The sequence below is a fragment of the Janthinobacterium woesei genome, from assembly GCF_051380875.1.
Taxonomy (GTDB): Bacteria; Pseudomonadota; Gammaproteobacteria; order Burkholderiales; family Burkholderiaceae_D; genus Janthinobacterium.
Map to the genome: position 1 here is coordinate 248,251 of NZ_JBNYXW010000006.1, position 18,156 is coordinate 266,406.

Annotated in this window: 17 protein-coding genes; 5 read left to right on the forward strand and 12 right to left on the reverse strand. The window is 61.6% G+C overall.

Annotated features, from left to right (window positions below):
- Nucleotides 1-15: 15 nt before the first annotated feature.
- The 3 genes from ACQ4W6_RS08785 to cueR all read left to right on the forward strand — a co-directional run bounded on the left by ACQ4W6_RS08785 (nucleotide 16) and on the right by cueR (nucleotide 3,739).
- On the forward strand, nucleotides 16-717 hold the full coding sequence (locus ACQ4W6_RS08785; RefSeq protein ID WP_436566796.1) for a FecR family protein: 702 nt from the start codon (nucleotides 16-18) through the stop codon (nucleotides 715-717).
- A gap of 97 nt (nucleotides 718-814) precedes the next feature.
- Nucleotides 815-3,229 carry a heavy metal translocating P-type ATPase gene (locus ACQ4W6_RS08790; RefSeq protein WP_436566797.1) on the forward strand — a complete coding sequence of 805 codons (2,415 nt, stop codon included), beginning with the start codon at nucleotides 815-817 and terminating at the stop codon, nucleotides 3,227-3,229.
- Between the two features lie 114 nt (nucleotides 3,230-3,343).
- Entirely contained in the window at nucleotides 3,344-3,739 is a 396-nt protein-coding gene (gene cueR, locus ACQ4W6_RS08795; protein ID WP_436566798.1) for a Cu(I)-responsive transcriptional regulator, read from the forward strand.
- Nucleotides 3,740-3,772: 33 nt separating this feature from the next.
- On the opposite strand, the gene ACQ4W6_RS08800 is transcribed toward cueR, so the two are convergent.
- Genes ACQ4W6_RS08800 through ACQ4W6_RS08815 form a run of 4 tightly spaced genes read right to left on the reverse strand, consistent with a single transcriptional unit; the run spans nucleotide 3,773 to nucleotide 7,967 of the window.
- On the reverse strand, nucleotides 3,773-4,090 hold the full coding sequence (locus ACQ4W6_RS08800) for a hypothetical protein (RefSeq protein WP_436566799.1): 318 nt from the start codon (nucleotides 4,088-4,090) through the stop codon (nucleotides 3,773-3,775).
- Nucleotides 4,091-4,099: 9 nt separating this feature from the next.
- Nucleotides 4,100-6,628: a cbb3-type cytochrome c oxidase subunit I gene (locus ACQ4W6_RS08805; protein ID WP_436566800.1), complete on the reverse strand. Its 2,529-nt coding sequence runs from the start codon at nucleotides 6,626-6,628 to the stop codon at nucleotides 4,100-4,102.
- A complete protein-coding gene (gene coxB / locus ACQ4W6_RS08810) occupies nucleotides 6,625-7,566 on the reverse strand; it encodes a cytochrome c oxidase subunit II (protein ID WP_436566801.1) in 942 nt (313 codons plus the stop codon). Before coxB ends, ACQ4W6_RS08805 begins: the two co-directional genes overlap by 4 nt.
- Nucleotides 7,563-7,967, reverse strand: a complete 405-nt coding sequence (locus ACQ4W6_RS08815; RefSeq protein ID WP_436566802.1) for a c-type cytochrome — start codon at nucleotides 7,965-7,967, stop codon at nucleotides 7,563-7,565. Before ACQ4W6_RS08815 ends, coxB begins: the two co-directional genes overlap by 4 nt.
- 119 nt (nucleotides 7,968-8,086) lie before the next feature.
- Here ACQ4W6_RS08815 and ACQ4W6_RS08820 point away from each other — a divergent pair, with 119 nt between their 5' ends.
- Nucleotides 8,087-8,959 carry a c-type cytochrome gene (locus ACQ4W6_RS08820; protein ID WP_436566803.1) on the forward strand — a complete coding sequence of 291 codons (873 nt, stop codon included), beginning with the start codon at nucleotides 8,087-8,089 and terminating at the stop codon, nucleotides 8,957-8,959.
- Between the two features lie 29 nt (nucleotides 8,960-8,988).
- Nucleotides 8,989-9,729: a glutathione S-transferase gene (locus ACQ4W6_RS08825; protein WP_436566804.1), complete on the forward strand. Its 741-nt coding sequence runs from the start codon at nucleotides 8,989-8,991 to the stop codon at nucleotides 9,727-9,729.
- 47 nt (nucleotides 9,730-9,776) lie between these two features.
- Here ACQ4W6_RS08825 and ACQ4W6_RS08830 read toward each other — a convergent pair whose 3' ends face one another.
- From ACQ4W6_RS08830 to ACQ4W6_RS08865, 8 genes are all read right to left on the reverse strand, one after another.
- Nucleotides 9,777-9,977: a heavy-metal-associated domain-containing protein gene (locus tag ACQ4W6_RS08830; protein WP_436566805.1), complete on the reverse strand. Its 201-nt coding sequence runs from the start codon at nucleotides 9,975-9,977 to the stop codon at nucleotides 9,777-9,779.
- An 84-nt stretch (nucleotides 9,978-10,061) separates the two neighbouring features.
- Entirely contained in the window at nucleotides 10,062-11,003 is a 942-nt protein-coding gene (locus ACQ4W6_RS08835; RefSeq protein ID WP_436566806.1) for a bestrophin family protein, read from the reverse strand.
- A 533-nt stretch (nucleotides 11,004-11,536) separates the two neighbouring features.
- Nucleotides 11,537-13,360: a PhoH family protein gene (locus tag ACQ4W6_RS08840; RefSeq protein WP_436566807.1), complete on the reverse strand. Its 1,824-nt coding sequence runs from the start codon at nucleotides 13,358-13,360 to the stop codon at nucleotides 11,537-11,539.
- A 301-nt stretch (nucleotides 13,361-13,661) separates the two neighbouring features.
- Nucleotides 13,662-14,132 (reverse strand): peroxiredoxin, encoded by a 471-nt coding sequence (locus ACQ4W6_RS08845; protein WP_436566808.1) that lies wholly within the window; start codon nucleotides 14,130-14,132, stop codon nucleotides 13,662-13,664.
- A gap of 74 nt (nucleotides 14,133-14,206) precedes the next feature.
- On the reverse strand, nucleotides 14,207-15,166 hold the full coding sequence (locus tag ACQ4W6_RS08850) for a polysaccharide deacetylase family protein (RefSeq protein ID WP_436566809.1): 960 nt from the start codon (nucleotides 15,164-15,166) through the stop codon (nucleotides 14,207-14,209).
- The gene (locus ACQ4W6_RS08855; protein WP_436566810.1) at nucleotides 15,166-16,218 is read right to left on the reverse strand and encodes a bifunctional UDP-4-keto-pentose/UDP-xylose synthase; all 1,053 of its coding nucleotides are present in this window, start codon (nucleotides 16,216-16,218) and stop codon (nucleotides 15,166-15,168) included. Before ACQ4W6_RS08855 ends, ACQ4W6_RS08850 begins: the two co-directional genes overlap by 1 nt.
- Nucleotides 16,219-16,240: 22 nt before the next feature.
- Nucleotides 16,241-17,158 (reverse strand): formyltransferase, encoded by a 918-nt coding sequence (locus ACQ4W6_RS08860; RefSeq protein WP_436566811.1) that lies wholly within the window; start codon nucleotides 17,156-17,158, stop codon nucleotides 16,241-16,243.
- Entirely contained in the window at nucleotides 17,158-18,153 is a 996-nt protein-coding gene (locus tag ACQ4W6_RS08865; protein WP_436566812.1) for a glycosyltransferase, read from the reverse strand. Before ACQ4W6_RS08865 ends, ACQ4W6_RS08860 begins: the two co-directional genes overlap by 1 nt.
- Nucleotides 18,154-18,156: the final 3 nt, after the last annotated feature.

The following is an 18,156-nucleotide window of genomic DNA, read 5'->3' on the forward strand; positions in this document are numbered from 1 at the left end:
AATTTTGCAAGCAAGGTGTTGCTCTGGCTCGCCCTGATGTGTGCCGGTGCGCCTGCCTGGGCTGGGCTGGTGGCGGGCACGGTGATGCAGTTGAGCGGTCCGCTGATGGTCAAGAAGGCCGATGGCAAGGTGAAGTTGCTGGCCATCAAGTCCGAAGTCGAGCAGGGCGATACCTTGCTGACGGAAAAAGAGACCTATGCACTGATCAAGCTGATCGACAATAGCGAGATCACGCTGAAACCGAATTCCAGCTTTGTAATTGAACAATTCACCTACACGGCGGAGCAGCCCGATGGCGACCACGCCATCTTCAGCCTGCTCAAGGGCGGCTTGCGTTCCGTCACAGGGCTGCTGGGCAAGCGCAACAAGGAGCGCTTCGAGATGAAGACGCCGGCCGCCACCATCGGCATTCGCGGCACGACGTTTGTTGCCAACTATGTTGCGCCGCCAGCGCCTGGCGCGCCATCGGGGCCGGTCCCGGGCCTGTATGTGCAAGTGATCGATGGCCTGATTCATGTGGCGAATCCTTCCGGGGCGCAAAACTTTGCCGCCGGGCAGTTCGGTTTTACGTCCAATTTCCAGCAGCCGCCCATAGTCCTGCCCGCCAATCCCGGCCTGCCGTTCGCGCCTCCACCGGCATTTTCTGCAGTACCGCCCACGTCAAGCGGCAGCGCCGGCAGCAGCAAGGCGGCTGCCATCGACTGTGTCGTGCGTTAAAGTCGTCCAGTGCCGCACCTTACAAATAGGGCTTGACCTTCCCATCATTGGATAGCCGACCCTGTATGCATTAGTTAATCTTCGTACAGGATCTGTCATGCACCAGGCCGCACTCGCTCCCGATACTCCCACTCCCGCCACCCACGCCTATGCGCAGGCGCTGGACATTGAAGGCATGAGCTGCGCCTCTTGCGTGGGCCGCGTGGAAAAAGCGCTGGCCGCCGTGCCCGGCGTCAGCCTGGCCAGCGTCAACCTGGCCACCGAGGTGGCCAAAGTCACGTCAAGCACGCCAATTGCTCTGGCCACCTTGCAGGCGGCCGTGGAAAAGGCCGGCTATAGCGTGGCGCAACGCGAGATCGACTTGAATATCGCGGGCATGACCTGCGCCTCTTGCGTGGGACGCGTGGAAAAAGCCTTGCTGAAAGTGCCAGGCGTGGCTGCGGCCAGCGTCAACCTGGCCACCGAAAGCGCCCGCATCAAGGTGACGGGCGGCGTTGATGCCGCCACGCTGGTCGCCGCCATCGACAAGGCTGGCTACGAAGCCAGGGTGCCTGCCGCCAGCAAGGCCAGCGCGCCCGCAGTCGCACCGAATCGCGATGGCGTCAAAGTGGCGCTGGCCGCCATCCTCGCCTTTCCTTTGATGCTGCCCATGCTGCTGGAATGGGCCGGCATCCATCTGATGCTGCCTGGCTGGCTGCAATTCGCCCTGGCCACGCCCGTGCAATTCTATTTTGGCGCGCGCTTCTACAAGGCGGGCTGGAAGGCTGCGCGTGCCGGTAGCGGCAACATGGATCTGCTGGTGGCCCTGGGCACGAGCGCCGCATATGGTTTGTCCGTCTACCAGTGGCTGACGGCGGGCGAGATGCTGCCGCACCTGTATTTCGAGGCGTCGGCCGTCGTCATCACGCTGGTGCTGCTGGGAAAATGGCTGGAAAGCCGCGCCAAGCGCCAAACGGCCTCGGCCATCCGCGCGCTGCAAGTGCTGCGTCCGGAATCGGCCCGCGTGCGCCGCGATGGCGTGGAGCAAGACTTGCCTGTGGAACAGGTGAAAGTGGGCGACCTGGTGGTGATCCGTCCCGGTGAGCGGGTCGCCGTCGATGGCGTGGTGGTGGAAGGCGCCAGCCAGATCAACGAATCGTTGATCACGGGCGAAAGCTTGCCGGTAGATAAGCATCCGGGCGACAAGGTCACGGGCGGCTCCATCAATGCCGATGGTTTGTTGCTGGTGCGCACGCAGGCAGTGGGCGGCGAGACCACCCTGTCGCGCATCATCCGCCTGGTGGAAGACGCGCAGGCGGCCAAGGCACCCATCCAGCACCTGGTCGACAAGGTCAGCACCATTTTCGTGCCCGTGGTGCTGGTGCTGGCACTGCTGACCATGCTGGGCTGGTGGTTCGCCACGGGCGAACTGGAAAACGCCATCATCAATGCCGTGGCCGTGCTGGTCATCGCCTGCCCATGTGCGCTGGGCCTGGCCACGCCGACGGCCATCATGGCCGGCACCGGTGTTGCCGCCCGTTACGGCATCCTGATCAAGGATGCGGAAGCGCTGGAAGTGGCGCACGCCGTCACCACCGTCGTGTTTGACAAGACGGGCACCTTGACGGTGGGCAAACCCGCGCTGGCCGCCCTGCATGCGCATGGCATCGACGATGCACGCCTGTTGCAACTGGCCGCCAGCATCCAGCGCGGCAGCGAACACAGCCTGGCTACCGCCGTGCTGGACGCGGCCAGCGCACGCCAGATCGAACCCTTGCCCGCCACGGCCCTGTCGGCCTTGCCGGGGCGTGGCCTGGCGGCGCGCGTCGATGGCCTGGAGCTGACATTGGGCAGCACGCGGCTGATGCAGGAGCAGGGCGTGGAGTTGGCGCCGCTGGCAGCGAAGGCCCTGGCGCTGGAAAACACGGGCAACACGATTTCCTGGCTCGCATCTGGCGATCAGTTGCTGGGTCTGTTCGCCTTCAGCGACCAGGTCAAGCCGAATGCCCAGGCTGCCATTGCCCATCTGCACAGCCTGGGCATCCAGACGGTGATGTTGACGGGGGACAATCAAGGCAGCGCCGACGCCGTCGGCAAGCTGCTGGGCATCGATACGGTGGCGGCCAAAATGCTGCCTGGCGATAAAACCGCTAGAATCGAAGCGCTCAAGCGTGACGGCGCACGCGTGGCCATGGTGGGCGACGGCATCAACGATGCGCCCGCCCTGGCGGCGGCCGACGTGGGCATCGCCATGTCGACGGGTACGGATGTGGCCATGCACGCGGCCGGCATTACCCTGATGCGTGGCGATCCGGCCCTGGTGGCGGATGCCATCGATATCTCGCGCCGCACTTACAGCAAGATACGGCAGAATCTGTTCTGGGCCTTTATTTATAACCTGATCGGCATTCCGCTGGCCGCCTTCGGCTTGCTCAACCCCATGGTGGCGGGTGCGGCGATGGCTTTCAGCTCGGTCAGCGTGATCAGCAATGCGCTGTTGCTGCGGCGCTGGCAGCCAGGTAGGTCAGCGTGATCAGCAATGCGCTGTTACTGCGGCGCTGGCAGCCAGGTAGGTCAGCGTGATCAGCAATACCCTGTTGCTGCGCCGCTGGAAAGCGCGCAGCGCGCATACCAAGGAGGTAAGAGGATGAATATCGGCCAGGCAGCAAGCGAAACGGGCGTATCGGCGAAAATGATACGTTACTATGAAAGCATTTCATTGTTGAAACCCAGCGCGCGCAGCGACGCGGGCTACCGCATCTACACGCCGAACGACTTGCACGCCTTGCGCTTCATCAGGCGCGGGCGCGGACTGGGATTTTCGCTGGAGCAGATACGCGAACTATTGTCTCTGTGGCAAAACGACCAGCGCGCCAGCGCTGACGTGAAGGGCATCGCCCAGGCGCACGTGGCCGATTTGAACAAGCGCATCGCCGAACTGACGGAGATGCGCGATACCCTGGCCCACCTGGCGCAATCGTGCCACGGCGACGACAAGCCCGATTGCGCGATCCTGCAGAACCTGGGGCTGGCGATGGCCTAGGGCGGCGCAAAATCGTGCTGTGGCTGACGCGTTTTAGCTGAGCAATAGCAGCATTGGCAGGCAGCTCAGCGCCACGCCCACCGCTCCCAGCACGGCGCACGCCGCATTCGCCCAGTGCAGCATGCTGATGGCGCCGCCCGCATGCAGCCGGCGCAGCGCGCGCCAGCACAGCACAGTCAATATTGCCAGTGCCAGCAGTGAAGCGACGCTCAATATCCATGACAGCGACGTCTTGTTGAAACGCGCCTGTTCGGCCGCGACGACATAGCAAAAGAAAAAGTGCACTCCCCATACCAGCAGCGGTAGCGCCGGTTGCAGCATGTGGCGCAGCAAATGGTCTTGTGCAGCCATGGTCTCTCCTTAGCCCATCAGCGATGGCATCAGATGCACGATGGCAATCCCGACTATGCCCTGCAACGCCGTGCCGTGCCACAGCAGGCTGCAATTGTCGAGCGTCACGCGATGGATCGGCAGCAAGCGGTTCACCCACGAACGCGCGCACAGGAAGCTGGCCACCAGCACCAGGATCAGTACATGGAAACCCTGGTAGGCCAGCAGCGCAGCCACGGTGGCGGCCCAGGCGCTGGCGGTTGGCGACAGGCCTGCTTGCGCCTGGCTGTACCAGGCCATGCCGAAGCCGGCCAGGGCGCAGGCCAGCGCTAGCAGCACGGCCAGGCGCAGCAAACCTTGCCTATTGCTTAATTGTAATTTGCGCGCCCACAGCATCATGATAGCGCCCAGTAGCAGCAGCGCACAGGCAGCCCACGGCCACAGCGGTGCTGGCAAGCGGGCGCCCGGTGGCGGACATATTTGCAGCGCCATCGCGCTATGGATATGCGCAAACGCAAATGCGGCAAAGATACTGGCGTCGACGATCAGCATGATGATGGTGGCGCACCACGAATGTGAGGCGGGGCCGGTAATGCCGACTGGCAGCACCAGCGTATCCGATATTCGCGCCGTGCTCAATGGCGGCGTGCTGTCGGTCTGCCACATCCAGGCGATGATGGCGACGATGGCAGCAATGCCGCAACTCCACGCCAGCAAGGTCTGTTCTATGGTCAACAGCAAAAAGAAGCCAGCCGTGCCCAGCGCGCCGATCAACGGCCAGGCGCTGTCACCGGGCAAAATCTGCAGGTACAAGGGGCGCGCCTGGATCGGGCTGGTGATGATGGTTTCGCGCAAGCCCGTGACGGTGCCGGGCAGCCAGTGCTGGCCGGCCACCACTTCTTCGGGCAGGTTCGGCTGGTCCCACAGCGGGTGGCGCGAGCGTATCTCGGGAATGCTGCGCACGGCGTAGTGTTCCATCGGCAGCCATTCCAGGGTGGCGGCGCGCCACGGGTTGCCGTGCTCCTGCCTGGGTTTGCGCAAGGTGCGGATAAGGTCGATAAAGAACAGCACGATGCCCAGCGCCAGGGTCAAAGCGCCGATGCTCGACGCCATGTTCAGATTGTTCCAGCCCATGTCGGCCGGATACGTGTAGACGCGGCGCGGCATGCCCCACAAGCCTGTCAGGTGCATCGGGAAAAAAGCCAGGTTGAAGCCACCAAACATCAGGCCGAACACCCAGCGCGCGCAGCGCTCGGACAGGCGGTGGCCGTTGACCAGCGGCAGCCAGTAATAAAAGCCGGCAAACATCGGAAACACCATGCCGCCGATCAGTACATAGTGCAGATGGGCGACGATGAAATAGGTGTCGTGCGCCTGCCAGTCGAACGGCAGCACCGCCACCATCACGCCCGTCAGTCCGCCCAGCACGAAAATAAACATGAAGCCCAGCAGGAACAGGGTCGGCGCGTTGGCCGGCGAGGCTTGTCCGCGCCACAAGGTAGCGATCCAGGCAAACACCTGCACCGCAGTAGGGATCGCCACAGCCATGCTGGCGGCCGATACCAGGCTCATTTCCAGCACGCCCAGGCCGGCCGTAAACATATGGTGAGCCCACAGCGCGAAACTGAAAAAGCCCACCGCCAGCAGCGCCGCGACGATCGAGCGGTGGCCGACCAGCTCTGTTCCGGCCAGCGTCGGGATCATGGTCGAGACCATGCCGGCGGCCGGCAGGAAAATGATATACACCTCGGGGTGGCCGAAGAACCAGAACAGGTGCTGCCACAGCAGTGGATCGCCACCGCGCTCGACAATGAAGAACGGCCAGTCGAATGCGCGTTCCATCTCCAGCAGGGTGGTGCCGGCGATTACGGCGGGAAACGCAAACACGATCATCACGCCGACCACCAGCATGGCCCAGGCATAGACCGGCATTTTCGACAGTGTCATGCCCGGTGCGCGTGTGTACAGGATGCCGACGATCAGCTCGATCGCGCCGGCAATCGCCGAGATTTCAATAAAGCCGATGCCCAGCAGCCAGAAGTCGGCATTCAGGCCCGGCGAATATTCCTTGCCCGTTAGTGGCGGATACATGAACCAGCCGCCGTCCGGCGCCAGGCCCCAGAACAGGCTGCTGAAAAAGCCCAAACCACCCACCGCATAGGCCCAGAAGGCATACGCCGACAGGCGCGGAAACGGCAGGTCGCGCGCACCGAGCATGCCGGGCAGCAAGTACACGGCAATCGCCTCGACGACGGGGATAGCGAACAAAAACATCATCACCGTGCCATGCATGGTGAAGATTTGGTTATAGGTGCCGGCCGACAGAAAGTTGTTCTCCGGCACCGCCAACTGCAAGCGGATCAGCAGGCCCAGGATGCCGGCCAGCACGAAGAACAGCAGCGCCGTGCCGATATACAGCAGGCCGATATTGTTGTTATTGACTGTCGTGAAGAAGCGCCAGCCAGTCGGCGTGCGCCAGATTTTTTCCAGCTGCGGCAATTCGTCGGGCGGACGCGGCAAGGAGCTGGGCAAGCGTGTGGAAAGCGGGCTGACACTCATTGCAACTGCTCCAGATAAGCGCTGATGGCGGCCAGGGTAGGGCCGTCGAGGTCGCCGGCGGCCGGCATGCGCACGCCTGGTTTGCTGGCATGCGGATCGGCAATCCAGCCGGCCATGGCGCCGGGACTGTTGCGCAAGGTGCCGGCGCCCAGGTACAGGCGGCTGCCGATATGCGTCAGGTCCGGTCCCAGTGTTGCGTCGCCTGCCAGGCCGCGCACCGCGTGGCAGGCGGTGCAGCGCTGGGCGACAAAGGCATCGCGTCCGCGCACGGCCAGCGCGCTGGTCGGTGTAGCGGCCGGCCTGGCCTGGCTGGCCAGCCAGGCATGGAATTGTTCCGGCGGTTGTGCCACCACATGCAGCGCCATGCGCGCATGCTGTTCGCCGCAGTATTCCGCGCACTGGCCCCGATAAATGCCGGGCTGGTCGGCACGCACGGTCAATCCATGCAGGCGGCCGGGCAGCATGTCGACCTTGCCGGCCAGCTTTGGCACCCAGAAGCTATGGATCACGTCGGTGCTGGTCAAGCCCAGGTAGACGCTTTGCCCGGCCGGCAGACGGATTTCATTGGCCAGCACGATATCGCGCCCTGTGGCCGGGTCCGTATAGCGCACTTCCCACCACCACATCTTGGCCGTCACCGCAATCTTGATCGCGTGTTGCGACGAGGGCCGCGTCAGGTCGGCGCTGCGCAGCGTGCTCCAGGCCAGCAGCGCCGACAGCACCACCAGGGGCAGGACCACGCCGCCGCCGATCAGCCAGCGCAGTGGGCGCACCGGCGCGCCGCTTTTCTTGCGCCGCAGCGCCAGCACCAGCAGCAGCACCATCCCAAGCAGGATCACGCTAGCGCCGATGATCAGCAGCCAGGCGAGATCGTGGATGATGAACGCGTCGGGCCCGGCAGGATGCAGCGCGGATTGGATAAAAGGCGTATGGCTCATGGCAAGCCGTATAAATAGGCTGCCATGTCGCGCGCCTGGTCGGGCGACACGCCCATGGCCGGCATCAAGGTGCCTGGCTGCATGGATGGCGGGTCGACGATCCAGCGCACCAATGTGCCGGGCTGGTTCGGGAACTGGCCGGCAATATAGCTTTGGCGGCGCATGTTGGCCAGGCTGGGGCCGACATAGCTGCGCGCTGCGGGCACGCCGGGAATCTGATGGCAGACGCCGCACTGGAACTGCGCCAGCAAACGCTGGCCCTGTTCGGCATTGCCAACGGTGGCGGGGGAGGCGGGTGGCGTTGGCACATCGCGGCTGTCGCAGGCGCTGGTGAGGAAGGCGCAGGCGAGCAGGACGGCCGGGCAGGTAGTTGATCGACAGCAAATAATGGGCGTGCGCACGATTGCTTCCTGCTGAAACCTGGTGAATCTTTATAATACGGCAAAGATATTCTTTCCTTGTGTTCAATAGAAATGCCAGCCAGACAAGCTCGCTTCCACTATTTTGGGGACACGCCCAGATGAATTCACGCCGCGCGACCATCGTCCGCACCATCGCCGCCACCTTGCTGGCGTGTGGCGCCGCAGGTGCGCTCGGTGGCTGGGTGGTGTTGAAAAGCGGCTGGTACAACATCGGCGCCACCAGGCAGCATTGGCAACCCATATACAGCGTGCTGGAACAGGGCATGCACGCATCGGTACGCACCCATGCCAGCGAGGTGCGCGTGCCCGCACCGCTGGCAGTGGGCGCTGCCCGGGCGCAACTGGTGGCGGGCGCCGGTCTGTACCGCCAGCACTGCGCGCAATGCCACGGCGCACCGGGCGTGGCGCAGCAAACCATCGGACAAAGCATGCAGCCGGTGCCGGGACCGCTGGTCGATGCTGCCAAGCGCTGGCGCACGAACGAGCTGTACTGGATCACGCGGCACGGCATCAAGATGAGCGGCATGCCGGCCTGGGGCCATCATCTGGATGAGGCGCAGTTGTGGGCGGTGGTCGCTTTCCTTGGCCAGCTGCCGACGGTGTCGACCCGGGACTATGTCCAGCTGAGCAACGCAGCGGCACCTTTGAGCGACAAGATACAGGCCACGCAGGGCCGCGCTTTCAGTGCCGCCAGCAGCATCGAACGCGGCAAGCTGGCGCTGACGCAGTTTGCCTGCCAGGCCTGTCACATGATCCCCGGCATCACCGGCTCGCAAGTGTATGTGGGCCCGCCGCTCGACAAACTGGCGCAGCGACGCTACCTGGCCGGCAGACTGCCGAATACCGGCGCGCATCTGCAGCAGTGGATACGTGATCCGCAAGCCGTGAAGCCGCATACAGCCATGCCGAACCTGGGCGTGGGCGCGGGCGATGCGCGCGACATGGCGGCGTATCTGCTGAGCCTTGATTAATTACTCTTGCCACCCTTGGAAGGTCGTCCATGAGCGCACCGTATCTGCTGTATTACTGGCCCACCATCCAGGGGCGTGGCGAATTCGTCCGCCTGGCGCTGGAAGAAGCAAGCGTCGACTACCAGGACGTGGCGCGCCTGCCCGAGCGCAAGGGAAAACAGCAGGGCATGAGCGCCATGCTGGCCTGCCTCGATGGCGACGCCACGCCCCATGCCGCGTATGCGCCGCCCGTGCTCGGCCATGGCGACCTGCTGATCGGCCAGACGCCCAATATCCTGTTTTATCTGGGTAAGCAGCTGGGCCTGGCGCCGCGCGCTGAGGCCGGCAGGCTGTGGCTGAACCAGCTGCAACTGACCATGGCCGACTGGCTGACGGAAGTGCACGACACGCACCATCCGCTGTCGATGAATCAGTATTATGCGGAGCAAAAACCGGCGGCGATGCTGCGCAGCGCGGACTTCCGCGCGACGCGTTTGCCCAAGTTCCTCAGCTACTTTGCGCAAGTGCTGGCGAACAATCCGCGCCGTGGCGATTGGCTGGTGGGCCCAAAACTCACGTATGGCGACCTGTCGCTGTTCCAGATGCTGGCTGGCCTGCGCTATGCGTTTCCGCAAGCCATGGCGCGCCTGGCACCCGCATACCCATCCTTGTCTGATTTGCACGACGCTGTGGCGGCGCGGCCGAATATCGCCCGTTACCTGGCGTCGAAACGCCGGCTGCCATTCAGCGAGGAAGGCATTTTCCGCCATTACCCTGAACTCGACGGCTGAATGCAAAACAGCCGGCGCAATGGCCGGCCGTCTCGTGCGTTTGTCGCTTATTGCGCGCTGGTAACGGGGTAGCCCGCTTCGACGATGGCGGCGCTGATGGCGCCCAGTTCGGCGGGCGATTCCACTTTGACGCTCTTGCTGGCCAAGTCGATTTGCACCTGGGCTTGCGGGTCAATGCCATGCACCGCTTTCGTGACCGAGCCGACGCAATGGCCACAGCTCATGTTTTCAACTTGTAACTGATACATGGCAAGTACTCCTTGAGTGTTTAAGTGCTTCCACTGTAATCCTTGCCCCGATGGTAAGGTCAAGCGGAAGCGCTGTCGTGTGGATTAATTGAGCATGAAATCGTTGGCCTGCATGGGTGGCGGCACGTTGTCGTCTTGCAGGGATTCGCGCAGGTTGATCTCGATCGAGCGGCACATGGCGCTCAAGGGCAAGTCGTTGGCGTCTTCGCCGAATGGTTCTTCGATCTCGTCGCCCAGGGCGTCCAGGCCAAAGAAGGTGTAGGCGACGATGGCGACGACGAACGGCGTCATGAAGCCCAGCGAATCGACCAGGCCGAATGGCAGCAGGAAACAGTACAGATACGCCGTGCGGTGCAGCAGCAGCGAGTACGAAAACGGGATCGGGGTGCTGCGGATGCGTTCGCACGAGGCGCCCGCACCCACCATGGCCGAGACCGTATTATCGATCTGCGTGGCGAGGATGCTGTCGAGGCGGCCCTGCTTGACGCAGTCGGCCAGGTCATGGCCCATCTGCAGCATCAGGTAATCGGACGGGTTCGAGGACTTGCAAGCTGCTGCCCATTCCTCCGGGCGCAGCAGCGGCTGCAGGTCGGCCGCGCCGCGCGTGTCGCGCAACTGGTGGCGCAGCGCATGGCAAAAGGCGATGGTGCGGTAAATCATGCGCACGCGCACGTCATCGAGGCCCAGTTTGGCGTGGGCCACAGTGTCGCTGCGTATCATGGTTTGGCATTGGCGCGAGAAGTTGCGGCTGCGCAAGACCAATTCGCCCCACAGCTTGCGCGCTTCCCAGTAGCGGTCGTAGGCTGCCGTGTTGCGAAAGCCAAGGAAGATGGCCAGCGGCAAGCCGATCAGGGTAAACGGGATGGTAGTGAGGATGATCTTGTGGTCGAACAGGGTGCCGTGGCACCAGGTGACGATGGTGGCGATCAGGGTATTGACGATGAGGGTGGTGCGGATACGGGGCAAGACAGAGCCGCGTACCACCAGGAAAAGCTTTAGCGCCGAAGGACGCTCGCGCACGATCATGCTGTGCTCCCTGTTGGGTGTTGGGCTGGCGGAGAAAGCCGCGCCCTGTTCTTGTTATTGAGAAACCATTGGGTGGAATGGCAGAGTGGCAAGTGCCGGGAACAAAAAGCCCGCGGTGCGTGCGGGCTGAGCTTGGTGTGCATGGGGAGCAATGTAGGGGAGACGGTATCAGTATAGGCCGCAGGCCTGCTTCCGGCCAATTCAGAATGGCAATAGGGGCTATTCATTTTATGAATGAATATTTCATTTTGTAATAATATTTGATATGGCTCGACACATCTTTTAGCGATGCCAATATTTCTTTGGCATGCTACTCAGCATACTGCGCAATATGCTGCAGAGTAAATAATTCTGTTGCCGCAGAAGTGGCATTGTGCGTGACAATTGCCAACATGCGGCTACGCTGTCCTGAAGGAGTGGGGGGGGTAATCGAATTGCCGCCAAGAAAAGTTGCGCACATGAAAAAAGCCCCGCCTGCAGCACTGCAGGCGGGGCTTTCGGTCACTGAGGCGGCTTGCGCCGCCGTATAAAACTTACAGCACTTCGCTGGCGTGGTCGGCCAGGCGCGAACGCTCGCCGCGTGCCAGGGTGACGTGGCCGCTGTGCGTCCAGCCCTTGAAGCGGTCGACCACATAGGTCAGGCCGCTCGAACCTTCCGTCAGGTACGGCGTGTCGATCTGGGCGATGTTGCCTAGACACAGGATCTTTGTGCCGGGACCGGCGCGCGTGACCAGGGTCTTGACTTGTTTCGGTGTCAAGTTTTGCGCTTCATCAATAATGAGGAACTTGTTCACGAACGTGCGGCCGCGCATGAAGTTGAGCGACTTGATCTTGATGCGCGAGCGGATCAGGTCTTGCGTTGCCGCACGGCCCCATTCGCCGCCGTCGGAATCAGACTTGTTCAGCACTTCCAGGTTGTCGTCGAAGGCGCCCATCCATGGCGACATCTTTTCTTCTTCCGTGCCCGGCAGGAAACCGATGTCTTCGCCGACTGGCACCGTCACGCGGGTGACGATGATTTCGTTGTAGAGCTTGGTTTCCAGCACTTGCGCCAGGCCAGCGGCCAGAGCCAGCAGGGTCTTGCCGGTACCGGCTTGACCCAGCAGGGTGACGAAGTCGCATTCCGGATTCATCAGCAGGTTCAGCGCGAAGTTCTGCTCGCGGTTGCGCGCCGTCACGCCCCATACATTGTTCTTCGTGTGGCTGAAGTCGCGCAGGGTTTGCAGTACGGCCGTCTTGCCGTTGATCTGTTTCACCTGGCCATAGAATGGCGTTTCGCCGTCTTTCGGTTCCAGGTAGATGAACTGGTTGACCAGCATCGACGGCACGAACGGGCCCGTCACGCGGTAGAAGGTGGAGCTGTAGCCGTTCTTGCTTTCCTGCCAGGATTCCATGTCCTTGCCGTGCTTGTTCCAGAAGTCGTCCGGCAGCTGCACGATGCCCGAATACAGCAAGTCCGTGTCTTCCAGCACATGGTCATTGAAGTAATCTTCGGCTGGCAAGCCCAGGGCGCGCGCCTTGATGCGCATGTTGATGTCTTTCGACACCAGCACCACTGGGCGGCCTTCCTGTTCCGATTCGAGCGAGCGCACGACGGCCAGGATCTGGTTATCGGCCTTGCCCACAGGCAAACCTGCCGGCAGGTCGGCGCTTTGCAAACGCGTCTGGAAGAACAAACGGCCCTTGGCATCCTTGTTGCCCAGCTTGGACAGCAAGATGCCGTGTTCGATGGCGTCGTCATCCGTGTTGCTGATCAGGGCGTCCAGGGTGCGCGAGACCTGGCGGGCATTGCGCGCCACTTCTGTCATGCCCTTCTTGTGGTTGTCCAGCTCTTCCAGCGTCATCATCGGCAGGTACACATCGTGCTCTTCGAAGCGGAACAGCGACGATGGATCGTGCATCAGCACGTTGGTGTCGAGCACGAACAGCTTGCTGATGCCGCGCTGGTCGGCGGCCCGGCTGGCCGACGACTTGAGCTGCACTTCGACCGCCTTGTGCTTGGCTGGATGCGGCTGCTCGGCCTGCTTGACGGACTTGATCGGCGTGACCTTGCCTTTCGCCGCCGGCTTGGCTTTTGCTGCAGGGACAGCCGCAGGGGCGTCGGCAGGTGTGGCAACCACAGGCGCCGGTGCCGGAGCCAGCACAGGCTTGGCGACCATCAGGGCTGCCACTTGCTTGATCTTCGTGGCCGCATTCTTGACCGGCTTGGCAACTTCGGCGAGCGCCGCTTGAATAATCGGTGCAGCCACTTTCTTGGCTGCCGGGGTTTTGGTGGCCGGGCGCGCTGCGCCTGCGGTTGGGTAATCTTGGGTGGCCAGGATGGTGGCTGGCTTGCTCGGTAATTTTGGCAGTGGCATCAGGATCTCAATCAAAAAATTTCTGGAATGAATCGCCCATGGGCAGCCAGCTTCTGGCGGCACTTCTCATGGGGTGGATGCGGGGGGGACAACAATGCTACAGGACGAGTGACTGCCGGAAGGCTGGCAGCATGGCCGGTCATGAACGCCATCGGCGGGCTACAGGCCGGCCTGGCGGAGTGGGGGGAGGCGCTTCGTTGACTCAAAATGGCGATAGGTACCGTGAACTGAACTGCGGTTGAGCTAAGGTTGAATTAAGCTGGCTGGAAGCCGACAACGCGCATTTGATCAACAAAAAGGATCATTTCAGATGCGCTACGAATTCCAGCACTTCTTCCACGTGAGTTGCGACCTTCACGCCTCTCCATTCTTTCACCAATCGGCCCTCAGCGTCAATCACAAACGTGCTGCGCTCGACGCCGCGGACCGTCTTGCCATACATCTGTTTCATCTTCATGACGGTAAACAGCTGGCAAACGGCTTCGTCCGGGTCGGAAATGAGTTCGAACGGCAGCTCCAGCTTGGTTTTGAAGCTTTCGTGCGAGCGCAGGGAATCGCGGCTGATGCCGTAGATTTCCACGCCGGCTGCGACGAATTGCGGATAGGCGTCGCGGAAGGCGATGTTTTCGGTGGTGCAGCCCGGGGTATTGTCCTTCGGATAGAAAAACAGCACCGTGGCCTTGGCCGGACGGCCCAGCAACTGAATGGTCTTGCCACTGGTCATTGCAGCGGTAAAGTCGGGTATGCTAATGAGGGATTGGCTATCAGCCACAGGTTCTCTCCTGAACGGTGATCATCAGCGCTGTTTTTAATCTGGCAACGCATCCAGGTGCAACAATACAGCATTCAGGCCGCTTTGCCCTGCACAATCAGGCGTCCGGAACGCCCCGGCAGTTCATCCCAGCTGATGGGGCAAACGGGCAGGTCGGTATTTTTTATCTTTTCATAATAATCGCCCATTGCTGCGAACTGGTAGCCCTGGGCTTTCCAGCCAGCCAGCAGTTGTTCGAAAATGGGGGCGAGTTTCTGTCCTTCAAGTTCCGCATGTAAGGTATACACATGATCGCGCGGGTTTTCCGCCGTCAGTGACAATATATGTGCGGCAACATTGCTGGTTGTAATCAGTTTGCCATCGATTTCGCAGCCCAGCAGCTCATCCAGCGTAGGCAGCGTGGTGGGCAACTGCACGCATTTCAGTATGCTGTTGCCATTGCGCACGCGGTGCGGGCCATTGCCCGGATGCACCATGGCGCCACGCTCGTCGAGCATGGCGCGGCCATCGGAGGCGTAATGGTAGCCGGCCGTGTCGTGCTCGGCAAAGGCGCTGACATTCATTTGCCAGCCTGCCGCGCCGTGCGTATGCGGCGCGGCTTCGAATACCTGTGCATAGCGGTTGGCGGCCTTGCGCATCATGTTGATGGTCCAGGCAGCGTTGCGCTTGGCAACATTGTCTTGCCACAGGGTGTGGTCCCAGGTGTGGATGCCGCACTCGAAACCGGCATCGCGCACGGCGCGCAGTTGCGCCGCGCATTGCTTGCCGATATCGGGTCCTGGCAGCAAGGTGCCGTACATCAATGTTTTCAAGCCATAGTGCTCGACCACCGAGGTGCGCGATACTTTGCTGAAAAAGCCGGGCCGCAAGGCGCGCCGCAAGGCCCAACCGGTATGGTCGGGGCCCAGCGAGAACAAAAAAGTGGCGTTCGCCTGGTGCGCAACGAGCATGCGCACCAGATTGCCCATACCTTCGCGGGTGCCGCGATAGGTATCGACGTCGATCTTCAGGGTCAGGAACGGCTTGCTCAACATTAATCCATCAAGGCTTTGGCTTGGGCTACCTGGCTGCGGTAGGCATCGAAAATATTGCGCAGGGAATCGGCCATGGACGTCGTTGGCGCCCAGCCCAGCTCTTCACAGGTATTCGTGATTTTTGGCACGCGGTTTTGCACGTCCTGGTAGCCTGCGCCATAGTAGGCGCCCGAGGTCGTTTCCACGATTTCCACGTGTTTCGCGCCTTCGGCGTATTCCGGGTACTCGGCAGCTAAGGTCAGCATCATGCCGGCCAAGTCGCGGATCGAGTAATTGTTGACTGGATTGCCAATGTTGTAGATTTTGCCGCTGGCGATGCCATTCTTGTTAGCAATGATACGCATCAGTGCATCGATGCCGTCGTCGATGTAGGTAAACGCGCGTTTTTGCGCGCCGCCATCGACCAGCGAGATGTTCTCGCCGCGCACGATATGGCCAAAGAATTGCGTCACGACGCGTGAAGAGCCTTCTTTTGGCGTGTGGATCGAGTCCAGGCCGGCGCCAATCCAGTTGAATGGACGGAACAGGGTGAAGTTCAAGCCTTCCATGCCGTAGCCCCAGATCACGCGGTCCATCAGCTGCTTGGCGTTCGAATAGATCCAGCGCGGCTTGTTGATCGGGCCGCAGATCAGTTCCGAATTTTCCGGATCGAATTCTTCGTCGTGGCACATGCCATACACTTCCGAGGTCGACGGGAAGACCAGGTGCTTGCCGTACTTGGCGGCCGAGCGCACGATCGGCAGGTTGGCTTCAAAGTCCAGCTCGAATACGCGCAGTGGCTCTTTGACGTAGGTCGATGGCGTGGCGATGGCCACCAGCGGCAGGATTACGTCGCATTTCTTGACGTGATACTCGACCCATTCCTTGTTGATCGTGATGTCGCCTTCAAAGAAGTGCATGCGCGACTTGTAGTTTTCGTCGTCCAGCAAGTCGGTGATGCGGTCCGTGTTCATGTCCATGCCGTAGACATGCCAGTCGGTGGTTTCCAGGATGCGCTTGGACAGGTGGTGGCCGATGAAGCCGTTGACGCCTAAGATAAGGACTTTTTTCATATGAGACTCTCGTGTGTGATGTTCAGTGTGTGCTGACGTGGGTAGTCAGTCTTTCTTGCAATTGCTTGGCCGAAATCGTCTCATCACCGGCCGTCAGTGCGGAAATGGCCAGCATGCGGCCGTCTCCGCAGACGCCAAAGATGCAATTATCCACCACCGCCAAGCCCGCTGGCAAACTTCCCGCAGGCTGCTTGCTCAAGCGGGCTTTTTCGATGATGTATACGACATTATTAACTTCGGTAAATGCGCCGGGGTAGGGGGGCGCGACCGCGCGGTGCAGGTTGTAGACCTGCTGCGCAGCTAACGTCCAGTCGATGCGGCCGTCTTCCGGTTTGCGGCCGCCAAAGTAGCCGCCCTGGCTTAAATCGTTCGGCTGGCGCGGCGCCGTGCCATTGAGCAAGGCCGGCAGCACGCCCCACAGGGTTTGTTCTGCGGCAACGGTGACCTTGCCGAAGACTTCGAAGGCGGTGTCGTCGGGCAGGATGGGTACGGCCGTTTGCGCCACGATGGCGCCCGCGTCCGGCTTGACCGTCATTTCATGCAGGGTGGCGCCCGTTTGCGTGGCGCCCTGCAGCACGGCCCAGTTGACGGGGGCGCGGCCGCGGAACTGCGGCAGCAGCGACCCGTGCATATTGTAGGCAGGCGCGACTTCCAAGATGCTAGCTGGCAACATGTGGCGGTAGTAAAAACTGAACAGCATGTCCGGCTGCGCTGCCTGCACTTGCGCCAGCAGTTCGGGTGCGCGTGCGTCACCCGGCGTGATGTAGGGAATGTTTTCGGCCTGGCACAGGCTGGCGACGGATTCGAACCAGAGGTTTTCCGCCGGATTGTCTTCGTGCGTGACGACCAGGGCGATATCGACGCCGCCGGCCAGCAGCACCTTGATGCAGCGCACGCCGACATTATGGTAGCCGAAGACGACGGCGCGCGGGGCGCCCATCAACGGAGCACCTGGCGTTTTTCCAGGCGCACATACGATGGCGCTTCGGCTTCCGCCTGGGTCATGCCGTCCTGCAAGATGGTTTGCACCACATAGCGGGGACGGGCGCGCACTTGCTGGAAGATGCGTCCCACGTATTCACCCACCAGGCCGATGCCGAACAGGATCACGCCCATGAAGAAGAAGGCGATGGCAAACAGGGTAAATACGCCTTGCGCCTCGGCCCCCAGCAGGAAGCGGCGCACCAGCAGATACAGCACCAGCAGGGCGGAGCTGGCCGACAGCAGCATGCCCAGCATGGAAAATATTTGCAGGGGAATCAGCGAAAAACCCGTGACCAGGTCGAAATTGAGGCGAATCAGGCTGTACAGCGAGTATTTCGACTCGCCGGCCGCCCGTTCCTCGTGCTCGACGGTGATTTCCGTGGGCTTGCGGGCAAAGGTGTAGGCCAATGCTGGCACGAAGGTGTTGACTTCGGCGCACTGGTTGACCAGGTCGATCACGTTGCGGCCATACGCGCGCAGCATGTTGCCCTGGTCGGTGATCTTGATGTTGGTGATGCGTTCGCGCAGGCGGTTCATCATCTTCGAGGCCAGGGTGCGCCAGACGGAGTCTTGCCGCTTGCGCCGGATCGAACCCACGTAGTCGAAGCCTTCGCGCATCTTCGCCACCAGGTTGCCGATTTCCTCGGGTGGATTCTGCAGGTCGGCATCGAGCGTAATCATGATCTGGCCGCGCGATGCTTCAAAACCGGCGAGGATGGCCATATGCTGGCCATAATTACCGTTGAACAAGACCACGCGCGTGACGTCGGGGCGCTGGCGGAACTGCTCGGCGAGGATGGCCACCGAGTTGTCGCCGCTGCCGTCGTTGACGAAGATGATCTCAAAGCTCGTCTGCAAGGCATCGAGGGCCGGATACAGGCGGGCGAACAGGGCAGCCAGGCCATCCTGTTCGTTATAGATAGGGACGATAATGGACAGTTCAGGTTTCATCGG

What these genes read in the sequence shown, in the direction of transcription:
- ACQ4W6_RS08790 (WP_436566797.1), top strand. Translation starts at nt 815, where the DNA reads ATGCACCAGGCCGCACTCGCTCCCGATACTCCCACTCCCGCCACCCAC.
- cueR (WP_436566798.1), top strand. Translation starts at nt 3,344, where the DNA reads ATGAATATCGGCCAGGCAGCAAGCGAAACGGGCGTATCGGCGAAAATG.
- ACQ4W6_RS08800 (WP_436566799.1), bottom strand. Translation starts at nt 4,090, where the DNA reads ATGGCTGCACAAGACCATTTGCTGCGCCACATGCTGCAACCGGCGCTA.
- ACQ4W6_RS08805 (WP_436566800.1), bottom strand. Translation starts at nt 6,628, where the DNA reads ATGAGTGTCAGCCCGCTTTCCACACGCTTGCCCAGCTCCTTGCCGCGT.
- coxB (WP_436566801.1), bottom strand. Translation starts at nt 7,566, where the DNA reads ATGAGCCATACGCCTTTTATCCAATCCGCGCTGCATCCTGCCGGGCCC.
- ACQ4W6_RS08820 (WP_436566803.1), top strand. Translation starts at nt 8,087, where the DNA reads ATGAATTCACGCCGCGCGACCATCGTCCGCACCATCGCCGCCACCTTG.
- ACQ4W6_RS08825 (WP_436566804.1), top strand. Translation starts at nt 8,989, where the DNA reads ATGAGCGCACCGTATCTGCTGTATTACTGGCCCACCATCCAGGGGCGT.
- ACQ4W6_RS08830 (WP_436566805.1), bottom strand. Translation starts at nt 9,977, where the DNA reads ATGTATCAGTTACAAGTTGAAAACATGAGCTGTGGCCATTGCGTCGGC.
- ACQ4W6_RS08835 (WP_436566806.1), bottom strand. Translation starts at nt 11,003, where the DNA reads ATGATCGTGCGCGAGCGTCCTTCGGCGCTAAAGCTTTTCCTGGTGGTA.
- ACQ4W6_RS08840 (WP_436566807.1), bottom strand. Translation starts at nt 13,360, where the DNA reads ATGCCACTGCCAAAATTACCGAGCAAGCCAGCCACCATCCTGGCCACC.
- ACQ4W6_RS08850 (WP_436566809.1), bottom strand. Translation starts at nt 15,166, where the DNA reads ATGTTGAGCAAGCCGTTCCTGACCCTGAAGATCGACGTCGATACCTAT.
- ACQ4W6_RS08855 (WP_436566810.1), bottom strand. Translation starts at nt 16,218, where the DNA reads ATGAAAAAAGTCCTTATCTTAGGCGTCAACGGCTTCATCGGCCACCAC.
- ACQ4W6_RS08860 (WP_436566811.1), bottom strand. Translation starts at nt 17,158, where the DNA reads ATGGGCGCCCCGCGCGCCGTCGTCTTCGGCTACCATAATGTCGGCGTG.
- ACQ4W6_RS08865 (WP_436566812.1), bottom strand. Translation starts at nt 18,153, where the DNA reads ATGAAACCTGAACTGTCCATTATCGTCCCTATCTATAACGAACAGGAT.